Origin of the sequence: Desulfotruncus arcticus DSM 17038 (assembly GCF_900113335.1) — a bacterium.
GTDB lineage: Bacteria > Bacillota > Desulfotomaculia > Desulfotomaculales > Desulfallaceae > Desulfotruncus > Desulfotruncus arcticus.
Window position 1 is genome coordinate 149,977 of sequence record NZ_FOOX01000001.1, and the last position, 12,697, is coordinate 162,673.

Sequence of the window (12,697 nt, forward strand, 5' to 3'; positions counted from 1 at the left end):
TAAAGCTGAACATCGGGGCTTCAGATGGGGATTCTACCCCACCTGAAGTAAAAATAGGAACTCCCACTTATAGAAGTGGGAGTCTTGGAATTTGATAAAAACTAAAACAAAAAAAAGAGGCTGATAAAGCCTCTTTTTTTGTTACATATTTCAAACCCTGCGGGGAACTATATTCATAATTATTTTTTTAAAGGAGGACACAGTATGACGGGCTTACCCATTGGCATCATTATTCTTATAGTGGTATCCGTTTTGATCTTTCTGGGATTGGCGCAGCGTGTTCTTGACCGGATGCGGTTGTCGGACAAATCCGCCCTTGCAATTATAGTGCTATTGATCGTGGGGAGCTTCATCAATATTCCACTGTCAACCGGACGTTATGATGTTTCAATTAATGTAGGCGGTGGTCTTATCCCCATAGGAGTTGCCATCTACCTGCTGACAAGAGCCGGAACCACCAAGGAATGGGCCAGAGCGTTGATCTCAGCTGTAATAACCGGCGCGGTAATCTTTGGGGCCGCCTTCCTGGGGCGTGGCGACGTGGAGCCAGGCGGCAGATTTTTGGGTTTTCTGGATTCTCTTTGGGTATATCCCATTATTGGCGGTTTAATTGCGTATATAACCGGGAGGTCCCGCCGTTCGGCTTTTATAGCAGCAACCCTGGGGCTGGTGCTGGTAGATATTGCCTACCTGATCTGGTATGCTGCAACAGGGGCTCCGGCCGCTACAGTGGCAATTGGCGGTGCGGGCGCCTTTGACGGAATTATCATAGCCGGGATATTTGCCGTTTTACTGGCCGAAATTATTGGTGAAACCCGTGAAAGATTACAGGGAGGACCGGCATCAGAAGGACGTCCCAAGGAATTAATGGAAGGCCTGCGTAAACCCGTACCGGCTGATTCCAACACTGATGCCGGTGAAAGTGATAATAATGAATTACGGGAGGAGGACCGGCAGTGAAAAAAAATCGCATAAAAATTGCGCTGGGTGCAGGATTGCTGGCGGTGGGGATTTCTTTGCTGGCCTATTATACCTTGACGCGCTCCATAAACCCGGCCTGGTCACCGGGCGGGCTTTGGAACAGTGTCATGGAATCCGAGCATGAAGACGGAGTAGTTTATAAAATTATGGACCGGGATAATCAGCTTTTAAGCATGATGTCACGTCAAGTGGTGGCGGGCGATGAGCTGATTTCAAGCGCTGGAAGGCGTTACAAAATAACAGAGGTAAAAGATTATGATGCCAGGGCTGAATTTACGGGCTTAGACCGGGAGCTGCTTTCTTATCAAGACGAGTTTGAACATATGACTGTGCCGGTCGCAGGACAGGCGGATTGGAAAAGCAGGCCCGTTGCCATTTACCATACCCATAGCGCTGAATCTTACGTCCCAACAGATGGAACGGAAAGCAAGCCTTACCATGGCGGCGTTTTTCAAGTGGGGGATGCATTAGCCGCCGAGCTGCAGAAACGGGGAGTTAAAGTAATAAATAACAAAACGCCCCACGAGCCCCGCGATAAAAATGCTTATTATCGGTCCAGACGTACCGCATCAGAGCTGATGAAAAACAACCCGGTTGCTATTATCGACGTTCACCGTGACGGAATTCCAGACCCTGATTATTACAACAAAAAGATAGCCGGCGAAGAAGTTACCCAAGTACGTTTAGTAGTAGGAAGACAGAACCCTAAAATGCAATCCAACATGGATTTTGCCAAAAAAATGATGGCTTACGCCAATAAAGTCCACCCCGGGATCGTAAAAGAAATATTTATAGCTCACGGCAACTACAATCAGGATCTAATGTCTACGGCAATGCTGATAGAAGTTGGCACGCATACAAATTCCCGCATAGCGGCTCAAAAAGGTGCGGCTTTATTTGCGGACGCACTGCCCGGCCTGCTGGATATCGGGGGAGCAGCCGGCGGACCGCCAAATGCGACGGGCAACTTTGGGCCTGCTGCTAAATCATCGGCAGGGTGGAAGACCCTGGCTTGGATCATCGGTATTAGCTTGCTTGGCAGCGCTGCTTTCTTACTGGTAAGCTCAGGCAGCTGGAAAAATGCCAGAAAACGTTTAAGCGGCTACTGGGGTAAGGAATTTGCAGGTTTTATGGGCCCGTTCAAGAAAAAGATGTATACTTCCAAGGGAGATGTTGAAACAGGCTATAGCGAAAAAGCAAACAATGCCGCCCGGGAGAACAGGGAAAAAATTAAAAATGATTAGTTTTTGCCGTAACAGCTAATTATAAATAGAACTGCAGGGCGTATCAAATTCCGTAAAAAGAATGATACGCCTAATTTATGCTAAACCAGGGGTGTGGTTTGGTTGAAGGACTATTTGGATATTATACTGGCTGGAAGCACTGCCGGGATATTGGCCCGGATTTTATTGATTAGATTGGATTATCGACAGTATCCGGGATATCCGCACGGCTATATTTCACATCTTTCACTTGGAGCCATTGCTTCGGCGCTGGGAGCCGTGGCAGTACCGGCGTTAATGGAAAAGGATTTTACTGCATTTACTTTTTTAGCCCTGGCAGCCCAGCAGTTTAGAGACATCAGAAATATTGAACGGGAAACCCTGGAAAACCTTGAACAAACCAGATTGGAAAAAAGAGGGCAGGATTATATTGAAGGAATAGCCAGAACTTTCGAAGCCCGCAATTATTTGGTTATGGCCACAGCTTTTGTTACCAGTATAGCTGCTGTGTTGGGCGGTATTCTGGCCGCAGCCATAATTGCCGCCATACTCATTTTTCTGAGCAAAACTCTAAGGGCCGGTAAAACCGTTGCTGACATTTGCGAGGTGGTGCCGGCGGAGATTAGTTTTAAAGGCTCGCTGCTTACAATAGAAGGAATTGACATCATGTCCGTTGGCTTGCCTGATATGCGCGAAAAAATTAAAAATTACGGACTTGCGGTTATGATTAAGCCCAAAGACGACAATGCCAGGGCAACCATTCACGATTTGGGTCAGCGCATGGCCATAGCACATACCGCGGCAGTCGTCCTGGGGAGCAAAAAAGATATTGACATTCCGGAGTATACTCCGCTGGTGCGCAAAAATCCCGATACAGGGGCGGCCGCGCTATACATTGTTCCCATGGAAAAAGACATGAAGTCACTGCTGCTTGCCGTAAAGCGTACACCCGTGCTCGAAAGCGCACGCACCAAACCGCTAAGAACCCAGGCGGGACGAATAGCTTCCGATTAAGGTTGCAGGTTTCGGGGTCGGACCCCGGCTCATCAAATCAAAAGAGGTGAGTATGTTGGGAAATGAGGCAGAAAAAAAGTCAATTCTTGCCGTTATAACAACAGATAAAGACAAGGTAACCGGAGCGGTGCCGATATTTATCGCAGCCAACGAGGCGGAGAAAGAGAAAATCGCTGTATTCCTGGCCAGGAGCTTAGACGCGATGGTTCATGACCTGGAAAATGGTTGTTATTTTATTGTAAATCAATGAAAAAGACAGGAGTCAGGAGTCAGAATTCAGGAGTCAGGAGATGAAGTTAGTAACTGGCTTCTGGCTTCTGACTTCGGAACAATTGGTACTGTTCGATCGGCCACGAAGCGCAGCAAAGGGCCGATCGAACTATCCCCGTGGCAAAGCGCCCGTGGCGAAGCGTCGCTGTAGTACTAATTACTAACTAATAGCTACTGTGTACTAATTCTGAATTCTGACTCCTGACTCCTGACTCCTGAATTCTAATCATTATAAGGGGGATACTTTTGAAAATAATTTACCATTGTTTTGGTGGAACCCATTCATCCGTGACGGCTGCAGCAGCTCATTTGGGGTTATTGCCTGACAATCGCCCTCCCCGGGCGGAGGAATTATTGAATTTGCCCTATTTTGATACTAAAGAAAACAATGATCATGGTGATATCACCATCATGGGCATGGACGAATGCGGTAATGAGATATGTTTTGTTGGCCAGCGTGGCAAGCCGAAAATATTGGAAAATCTGGCAGACAGTCTGGCTGATCATTTTGAGATACCAAAAAATCAATTTAAACTGGTAAATGTTATGTATAAGGTTAACTTAAGCATGAAAGTAGGTGGGACCTTTTCACGCCGGTTCAAGTGGATTAAATCCGGCAGGCCGATAGTTACCTGGGGTACCGCCAGAGCCTATGATCAGATTCTGCGGCTTGTTCATTTCGTTAAAGCAAGGGAGTTACGGTAATGTCCAAAATTATATTTTATAACGACACCGGTTTTCCGTATTCCGTGCTGGCCGCTGCCATCAGGAGCGGGCTGCTCCCGCGGGACCGTCTGCCGGAAAAGCAGGAGCTGTTTGGTGTTTTGCAGCGCTATGGTATGGGCAAAGGGGAGGCAACCGTATTTGATCTGGGTTGTGACCTGAATAATGAAAAATGTCTGGCCATGTGGTCACGGGGCGACGGCGATATGACCGGTAGAATAATAAAAAGTTTTTTGGGCCTGTTTCAAATACGAGATTACCGTCTGGTTAGGTTGGATTATCCCAAGACTTATTTATTAAGGGCCGGCGTAATACTCACTAAATTCCCCGGATTAAGGCCTTTAGGCCGGCAAATGATCCACCGGGCTGTGAAATCAGTTTACCGCAAGCTGTTGGAAACTGCTTCATAAAAAGGCTTTGGCAGAAGCGCCTTGACTAAATATGCCAGCTGTCGGATAATGTAACGAGAGTATTGGAGGTGGTGCTCCCCATGCGGGACCACGGGCTGGTTATACAAAATGTGGAACACGACAGCATTGCCGGTGAGCTCGGTGTGGAGCCCGGCGACAGTTTATTGCAGGTTAACGGCAAACCGGTTTTAGATATATTGGATTACCGCTATTTAACAGCCGAAGAAAATCTGGAAATATTATTACAAAAGGAAAACGGCGAGCAATGGCTGTTGGATATTGAAAAAGATTTGGACGAGCCTATGGGTATTGCCTTTATTGAAGGCGGCTGGGGGAATACCAGAAGCTGCGGCAACAATTGCATTTTCTGCTTTGTCGATCAAATGCCGCACCAAATGCGCCCCAGTCTATATGTCAAGGATGACGATTATCGCCTGTCCTTTGCCCAGGGCAATTTCATAACCCTGACCAACACCGGTCCTTCGGAACTGGAAAGAATAGCCCGGTTACGGCTGAGTCCCCTGTACATTTCCGTGCATACCACCGATCCCCGGCTGCGCCAACAAATGATGAGGCACCGCCGGGCCGGGGAAATCATGAGCCAACTGACTTTTTTAGCGGACAAGAGTATTGAGATGCATACCCAGGCGGTTTTGTGCCCGGGAATCAATGACGGCGAGCAACTGAACAGGACTATTGAAGATTTAGGCGGACTGTGGCCGGCGGTACGGTCACTGGCGGTGGTTCCGGTTGGCCTAACGGCCTGGCGACAGGGGCTATACGAACTCCGCCCATATAACCGGGACCGGGCCGGGGCCGTAATTGATCAGGTTCAGAGCTGGCAGAAAACCTTTAACAGTAAAAATGATTACCCGTTTGTTTTTGCTTCGGATGAGTTTTACTTGATTTCTGGCCAACCGATACCGGAGGCAGGCCGGTACGGGGGCTTTCCTCAAACAGAAAATGGGGTGGGTCTGGTACGTCTGTTTATGGATGAATGGGAAACAGCGTCCCGAAGCCTGCCCGGGCAGATAGAAAAGCCGCTGCGTGGCTCGGTAGCAACCGGAACACTTGCCGGTCCGGTATTGCGGCCGATTGTAGAAACAATCAACAGGGTCAAGGGCGTGCAGCTGACACTGCATGTTCTGGAAAACGAATTTTTCGGTAAAACTGTTAATGTGGCAGGTTTATTAACCGGTCGTGATTTACAAAGCGGCTTATCCGGCCGGGACCTCGGCGAGGTGCTGTTTATACCCGAAGTGATGCTGCGCCGGGATGATGATGTTTTCCTCGACGATATGACGGTTGCAGAACTGGGATCAAGTTTAGGAGTAGTTGTAACTGTGGTAGATGGCCCGAAAGATTTGGTGCAATATATTAGAACAGAGTTTTAGCCACAGTAAAATTGCAATTAGAATACGGGATTAAGAATTCAGTAGGGATTTATTAATTATTCTGACTCCTGACTCCTGAATTCTGAATACTGATAAATAACTTTTGAGAGATGGTGGAAAAATGGCTAGACCCATAGTGGCCATTGTTGGAAGACCAAATGTAGGTAAATCTACTTTATTTAACCGGATTGTCGGCGGCAGGGTTGCTATTGTCGAGGGGGTTCCCGGTGTTACCAGGGACAGGTTGTACCAGGATGCCGACTGGAACGGAAGAAAGTTCACCCTGGTGGACACTGGCGGGTTGGATTACCGGGAGGACGGGCAAATTATCAGCAACGTCAGAAAACAGGCCGAACTGGCCATATCCGAGGCGGACGTGGTCCTTTTTGTGGTGGATGCCCGGGAAGGTCCTACCGGCACCGACGGCGATGTGGCGGCAATACTGCGCCGTACCGACAAACCGGTGATTCTGGCGGCAAATAAAGTGGAAGAATTTCACAAGCCCAACGAGCTTTATGAATTTTATAGACTGGGTTTGGGAGATCCGCTGCCGGTATCTGCCGCTCAGGGCATGAATACCGGAGAATTGCTTGATGAAATCGTTCTTAATCTTCCGGCAGCGGAGGATGATGAAGAAGAGGAGGAAATTACCAAAATAGCTGTTATCGGCCGTCCCAATGTGGGCAAGTCCTCGTTGGTAAACGCCTTGCTGGGGGAAGAACGTGTTATCGTCAGTGATATACCGGGTACAACCAGGGACGCTATTGATACATTTATTAATAGAAACGATAAACAATATCTGATCATTGACACCGCGGGGATCAGAAGACGGAGCAAAATCGGGATAGCCACTGAAAAATACAGTGTGATTCGTTCACTGCGGGCCATTGACCGCAGCGACGTAGTTTTGATGCTGATAGACGCGGTTGAAAAATTAACCGAACAGGATAAAAAAATCGCCGGATACGCCCATGAAAAAGGCAGGGCATCAATAATAGTTGTAAATAAGTGGGATCTGGTAGAAAAGGATGACCGCACTTCCAACCGGTACATTGAAGATTTGCGTTCAGGCCTTGGCTTTATGCAGTACGCTCCGGTTATGTTTGTCAGCGCGCTGACCGGCCAGCGGGTACACCGGGTATTAGAACTGGTGGATTATGTCGCGGAACAGCAAAACATGCGTGTTTCCACCGGCAACCTTAATGACTTAATTAAGGAAGCAACCATGCACAACCCGACACCCCAGGATAAGGGCAGAAAACTTAAAATTTTTTATGGAACCCAAGGTGGAGTTAAACCACCCACATTTCTTTTATTTGTTAATGAACCGGAGCTGATGCATTTTTCTTACCTGCGCTATCTGGAAAATCAATTGCGGTCGGCGTACGGGTTTGAAGGCACCCCGATTAAGATTTACCTGCGCAAAAGATAACCGGAGGGATATAGTATGAGCATTTATGTTTTGTATGCCGCGGTGGCTAGCTACCTGATTGGTTCAATACCCTTTGGTTTTATTCTCGCCAGGTATGCTAAAGGAATCGATATCAGGCAATTTGGCAGCGGCAATATCGGGGCAACTAATGTGTGGCGCACATTGGGGCCGGTGCCGGGTATTATCGTGCTGCTGCTGGATATGAGCAAAGGCGTGGCATCTGTTTTCATTGGCCGGCATTTGGGTGGCGCGGGCACTGAGCTCATCGCGGCATTTTTTGCGCTTTGCGGTCACAGCTGGCCTGTCTTTATCAAGTTTAAGGGTGGGAAAATTGTGGCGACCGGTGGTGGGATAATACTGGCGATTTCTCCGCTGACAACCCTGATAGCGCTGATAGTCTTGCTCATAACCGTGGGAATTAGCAGGTATGTTTCCCTGGGGTCAATAATGGCGGCAATAACAGTGCCGGTGACAATGATTATATTAAGGATGAATATTTTGTACATATTATTTGGTGTAGTAATTGCAGCATTTGTGATCTACAAGCACAGGCCCAATATTAAGAGAATCCTTGACGGTACGGAATTTAAAGTTGGGAAGGGCAGGCGGTAGTTTTTATGGGTGAAAACGGAAAAGTTGCCGTGCTGGGAGCGGGGAGCTGGGGGACAGCCCTTGCGGCGCACCTGGCAGATAAAGGGTATCGGGTCGGATTATGGTCCAGAAGGCCGGACCAGGTGGAACAGCTGAACACCTGCAGGGAAAACAGCCGATACCTGCCCGGAATCAAGCTGCCGGAGAATATGCTGGCTACCGGTGACCTTGAGCATGTTCTGTCAGCAGCTGAATACGTTGTATTTAGTGTTCCTTCCCATAGTTTCAGACAAGTACTATCCGATGCTTTAGCTTATATTGATGAAAACGCGCTGGTGATCAATACTGCTAAAGGCATAGAAGAAAACAGCTTGCAAAGGCTGTCGGAGGTTTTTGGGGAGGTGGCCGGTAACGGCAGGGCTAAAAACTATGCAGTTTTATCCGGGCCCAGCCATGCTGAAGAAGTGGCTCTTAAAATGCCTGCCGCCGTGGTGGTTGCCGCTGCTTCAGACGAACCGGCGACCCGGGGGCAGGATTTGTTTATGACTGAAACCTTTAGAGTTTACACCAACCCGGACATTATCGGGGTTGAACTGGGCGGTGCCTTGAAAAATATCATCGCCCTGGGCACAGGTATAGTTGACGGTTTCATTGGCAGTGATAACACCAAAGCCGCCTTTATAACCAGGGGGCTGGCAGAGATCACCAGGCTGGGTATCGCCATGCATGCCAATCCTTTAACCTTTGCCGGGCTGGCAGGCCTGGGGGATTTGATTGTTACCTGTACCAGCAAGCACAGCCGCAACCGCCGGGCTGGTATAGAAATAGGTAGGGGTAACTCTCTGGAACAGGCTTTGGCAGGTGTGAACATGGTGGTGGAAGGAGTGCGAACTACCCGCGCGACCCATGGGCTGGCTAAAGCCTGGGGTGTAGAGATGCCCATAACCGAGCAAATGTATCAGGTATTATTTAAAGGCAAGAACCCCAAGACGGCGGTAGTAAACCTGATGAACAGAGATAAAACGAATGAAGTGGAGGAAGTGGCCCTGGCCAAAATAAAATGGTGGATAGAAAAAGATGATAAAAGCCCTGCTTTTTAAAGCAGGGCTTTTTGTTACACTTTAGGACAATATATCTTGCCATATATATGGCAAGCGCTAAGGATTAAAGTGTAAAAAAGCGTGCATTAAGGGAACTGATTTGAGCACGCTTTTTTTAACGGATTAACCGGGTGGCGCCTTGGTAATTTGCAACGTAATAGGAATTGTTGATCGAAGTCTCGACAACTTTCTTTTTTGAAGAAGATGCATGTATGAACATGCCATCGCCAACATATATTCCTACATGATCTATGCCCGACTGCCCGTAGTAACTAAAGAAAAGCAAATCACCGGGAGCAAGCTGATTGCGGCTTACTTTAACGCCGTAATTAAACTGGTCGGAGGCCAGGTGAGGCAAATCATACCCTGCTTTTTTATATACGTACCTGCTAAAGCCCGAACAGTCGAAGCTTGTGGGACCGCCGGCGCCATATGCGTAACTGCTGCCCAAAAGGTCATAGGCTGTTTTAACAACCAGGCGGGCAGCATTGTTTCCAGAGCGGGATACGGGGGTTGCGGCTTGGGGAGCAGCCGGGGCGGGCTTGGGAGCGGTTTTTACCACTGGTTGGGTATATGTATTGTTAAAACGAATATAATCACTAAAAATGACTTGATCATTACTATTTACAACCATTACCTGGTGTTGTGCGGGAACAGCCAGTGCGTTGTTTCCCGGGATACTGACTAAAGAGGCAACCAATGATGCAGAAACTAAAACAGATGCAAACAATTTGCGCATATATTGCTCCTTTCGACTTCCATTGATTTCCTTTGCGTAATCTTTCAACTCCTTGTGCCATTAGTCAATTATTCGACAATAAAAATATTTTCCCTGCCAAATGGTAATAAATAAAAAATTTAACTTTTTTATTTGTTAAATTCATTTAGTTGTAATAAACAAGTTCTAAATTCATATATATATATTGTTATTGTATGTAATTGGAAAAAAATTCTCGTGGGCCGGGCTCAACGAGTTGAAGGTTTAAACGCCTTTCCTGCCGGTGGGGGGGATGCTAAAGAATGCGCTAGCTTTTATATAGATAACTTTTCAAATTTTTTAAAGGAGGGAGTGCGTTCATGGAAAAGTTCGATATTTTCCGTGATATCGCGGAACGCACCGAAGGGGATATTTACCTTGGTGTAAGCGGCGGCGTCCGGACCGGTAAATCCACGTTTATTAAAAGGTTTATGGAGTTAATGGTTTTACCCAACATAGAAAATGAGCACGAGCGGGAAAGGGCCAAGGATGAGCTCCCCCAGAGCGGGAACGGCAAAACCATTATGACCACTGAGCCCAAGTTTGTACCAAATGAGGCTGTGGAAGTGGAAGTTAGCCCGAATCTCACAGTTAAAGTTCGTCTGGTTGATTGCGTCGGGTACAGGGTGGAGGGGGCGTTGGGTTACGAAGATGAGGAAGGAAACCCGCGCATGGTATCCACGCCCTGGTTTGATGACCCGATTCCCTTTGAGGAGGCAGCTGAAACCGGCACCAGAAAGGTTATCAGTGAACATTCCACAATTGGTATTGTGGTGACTACCGATGGCACCACTTCCGATATTCCGAGGGAGAATTTCATCGCTGCGGAAGAGCGGGTTGTAGAAGAGCTAAAAGAAATAAACAGGCCGTTCTTAATTATATTAAACAGCACAGCGCCGGAAGCAGAGGAAACAATCCAACTGGCTGACGAACTGTCGGAGAAATATGATGTTCCGGTAATTCCGATTAACTGTGCCGAAATGAGCCAACTGGATATATTACAAATCATGGAAAAAGCTCTCTTTGAATTTCCGGTCAATGAAGTATCTATTACAATGCCTCTCTGGGTGGAAGAATTAGATCTAAAACACTGGCTGAGAGATAAATTTGACTCTGCCGTACAAGAGACTGTACAGCAGGTAAGACGGTTGCGGGATATTGACGGGGCGGTTGAAAAATTAAGCCAATACGATATGGTGCGGCAGGTAGATTTAAGCAGCATGGATTTAGGCACTGGTACCGCCGCCATTGAAATCAGTTCCAACCCGGAGCTGTTTTACAAGGTCTTGTCAGAGGAAGCCGGGATCGAGTTGGAAGGGGATCACCACTTGTTCCGGTTATTTAAGGAATTTGCTGTGGCCAAGCGTGAGTACGACAAAATTGCTCCGGCAATTATGGAATTGCACGAAAGCGGCTACGGGGTAGTTAATCCTACCATTAACGATATGCAGTTGGAGGAACCCGAATTGATTCGGCAGGGAAGCCGTTTCGGTGTTAAGCTTAAAGCCAGCGCTCCAACAGTACACATGATTAAAGCCAATATTAATACTGAAATTACCCCTATCATCGGCACGGAAAAGCAGTGTGAAGAACTCGTTCGCTATATGCTGAACGAATTTGAAGAAAACCCACGCAAGATCTGGGAATCCGAAATATTCGGCAAATCAGTCAGTGACCTTGTACGTGAAGGAATCCAAAACAAACTGCAAAGAATGCCCGACAATGCCCAGATTAAATTACAGGAAACTGTTCAGCGAATTGTTAACGACGGCAGTGGCGGACTGATCTGCATCATTATATAAACCACGAAATTTATCTGTAGATTTAGCGCACCGGCTGGAAATAGCCGGTTTTTTTTTGGTTAAGCCTTATCTTATAGTATATTAGTCTTTTCTTCCTGTTTAGTTAACCTGTTATCCAATCTAATTATATCGTCCTTAACGTCCTTCTTAATGATGCTAACATCTTGCTGTAGTTTATGTTGGCCTTTCTCTAAACGAATTAACCGTTCATTAATTGGCAGAAGTTTATCATTTAGTTTTTCGTCCAATACTTCATCCAATACCCGGCGAAGTATGCTTTCCAACTCACTCATTAACTTTGTGCTCCTCGTTATCCGGCATTTATTCCAGTAACTAACTTTTGTTTAATTATAAAGAGATAAATTTAACAAGTCAAAGATTATTCCCTTGACCAGCTATGACAACGTTCCTGACTCCTAAATTCTGATTACTATGTTTTAAAGAAGTATTGTCAGTACATACTGTGCGGTGATATAATGTCTACCATGCATGGAATTTTATCCATGTTAAGTGGACTTAAAAGTGAGGTGCAAAAGGGTGGCTGGTAGGGAACCGCGGTTTTTTTTGGTTCGGGAGGATGTACTTCCCGAGGCAATTAATAAAACGGTTCAGGCCAAGGAGCTTCTAATGCGCGGTGACGCGACTAACGTTGCCGAGGCGGTGGAAAAAGTTTGCCTGAGCCGTAGCGCCTTTTATAAATATAGGGACAAAGTTTACCCTTTTCACCGCTGGCAGCAGGATCAAACAGTAACCATGGAGTTAACCCTGGAGCATCGTTCGGGAGTATTATCGGCTTTACTTAGCAACATTGCCGCAGTAGGCGGCAATGTTGTAACTATTAACCAGAACCTGCCGCAGCAAGGGGTGGCCAGCGCCTCAATAACCATTGAAACAAATAACCTGGAATGCGACGTGGAGCAAATGCTGAACCTTCTCCGTAATACGCTTGGGGTAAAAAAAGCCAGATTTTTAGGTTCATGAATTAATGAAAGGAGACAAA

At 46.9% G+C, this 12,697-nt stretch carries 14 protein-coding genes; 12 read left to right on the forward strand and 2 right to left on the reverse strand.

Going from position 1 to position 12,697, the window contains the following annotated elements; all coding sequences use genetic code 11:
* Positions 1 to 204: 204 nt before the first annotated feature.
* The 10 genes from BM056_RS00730 to BM056_RS00775 all read left to right on the forward strand — a co-directional run bounded on the left by BM056_RS00730 (position 205) and on the right by BM056_RS00775 (position 9,138).
* Entirely contained in the window at positions 205 to 960 is a 756-nt protein-coding gene (locus BM056_RS00730; protein ID WP_092467721.1) for a DUF1614 domain-containing protein, read from the forward strand.
* Positions 957 to 2,225 carry a stage II sporulation protein P gene (spoIIP, locus tag BM056_RS00735; protein WP_092467723.1) on the forward strand — a complete coding sequence of 423 codons (1,269 nt, stop codon included), beginning with the start codon at positions 957 to 959 and terminating at the stop codon, positions 2,223 to 2,225. Before BM056_RS00730 ends, spoIIP begins: the two co-directional genes overlap by 4 nt.
* Positions 2,226 to 2,327: 102 nt before the next feature.
* On the forward strand, positions 2,328 to 3,218 hold the full coding sequence (locus tag BM056_RS00740; RefSeq protein ID WP_092467725.1) for a YIEGIA family protein: 891 nt from the start codon (positions 2,328 to 2,330) through the stop codon (positions 3,216 to 3,218).
* Between the two features lie 52 nt (positions 3,219 to 3,270).
* Positions 3,271 to 3,468, forward strand: coding sequence for a capping complex subunit for YIEGIA (locus BM056_RS00745; RefSeq protein WP_092467727.1), 198 nt, complete (start codon positions 3,271 to 3,273; stop codon positions 3,466 to 3,468).
* 266 nt (positions 3,469 to 3,734) lie between these two features.
* Positions 3,735 to 4,193: a DUF3189 family protein gene (locus BM056_RS00750; protein WP_092467729.1), complete on the forward strand. Its 459-nt coding sequence runs from the start codon at positions 3,735 to 3,737 to the stop codon at positions 4,191 to 4,193.
* On the forward strand, positions 4,193 to 4,621 hold the full coding sequence (locus BM056_RS00755; protein ID WP_092467731.1) for a DUF3189 family protein: 429 nt from the start codon (positions 4,193 to 4,195) through the stop codon (positions 4,619 to 4,621). The genes BM056_RS00750 and BM056_RS00755 overlap by 1 nt, the downstream gene beginning before the upstream one ends.
* Positions 4,622 to 4,701: 80 nt before the next feature.
* Positions 4,702 to 6,015, forward strand: a complete 1,314-nt coding sequence (locus BM056_RS00760; protein ID WP_092467733.1) for a DUF512 domain-containing protein — start codon at positions 4,702 to 4,704, stop codon at positions 6,013 to 6,015.
* A 121-nt stretch (positions 6,016 to 6,136) separates the two neighbouring features.
* Positions 6,137 to 7,447 (forward strand): ribosome biogenesis GTPase Der, encoded by a 1,311-nt coding sequence (der, locus tag BM056_RS00765; protein ID WP_092467735.1) that lies wholly within the window; start codon positions 6,137 to 6,139, stop codon positions 7,445 to 7,447.
* A gap of 15 nt (positions 7,448 to 7,462) precedes the next feature.
* The gene (gene plsY / locus BM056_RS00770; RefSeq protein ID WP_092467737.1) at positions 7,463 to 8,059 is read left to right on the forward strand and encodes a glycerol-3-phosphate 1-O-acyltransferase PlsY; all 597 of its coding nucleotides are present in this window, start codon (positions 7,463 to 7,465) and stop codon (positions 8,057 to 8,059) included.
* 5 nt (positions 8,060 to 8,064) lie between these two features.
* Positions 8,065 to 9,138: an NAD(P)H-dependent glycerol-3-phosphate dehydrogenase gene (locus tag BM056_RS00775; protein WP_092467739.1), complete on the forward strand. Its 1,074-nt coding sequence runs from the start codon at positions 8,065 to 8,067 to the stop codon at positions 9,136 to 9,138.
* 115 nt (positions 9,139 to 9,253) lie between these two features.
* On the opposite strand, the gene BM056_RS00780 is transcribed toward BM056_RS00775, so the two are convergent.
* Positions 9,254 to 9,877, reverse strand: coding sequence for a C40 family peptidase (locus BM056_RS00780; RefSeq protein ID WP_092467741.1), 624 nt, complete (start codon positions 9,875 to 9,877; stop codon positions 9,254 to 9,256).
* Between the two features lie 338 nt (positions 9,878 to 10,215).
* Between BM056_RS00780 and spoIVA the strand changes: the two genes are divergently transcribed.
* Positions 10,216 to 11,697 (forward strand): stage IV sporulation protein A, encoded by a 1,482-nt coding sequence (spoIVA, locus tag BM056_RS00785; protein WP_092467743.1) that lies wholly within the window; start codon positions 10,216 to 10,218, stop codon positions 11,695 to 11,697.
* 71 nt (positions 11,698 to 11,768) lie between these two features.
* Here the strand turns inward: spoIVA and BM056_RS00790 are convergent, their stop codons facing one another.
* Positions 11,769 to 11,990 (reverse strand): hypothetical protein, encoded by a 222-nt coding sequence (locus BM056_RS00790; protein ID WP_092467745.1) that lies wholly within the window; start codon positions 11,988 to 11,990, stop codon positions 11,769 to 11,771.
* A 244-nt stretch (positions 11,991 to 12,234) separates the two neighbouring features.
* On the opposite strand from BM056_RS00790, the gene BM056_RS00795 reads away from it, so the two are divergent.
* Complete coding sequence (locus BM056_RS00795) at positions 12,235 to 12,678, forward strand: ACT domain-containing protein (protein ID WP_092468396.1); 444 nt, start codon at positions 12,235 to 12,237, stop codon at positions 12,676 to 12,678.
* Positions 12,679 to 12,697 lie beyond the last annotated feature (19 nt).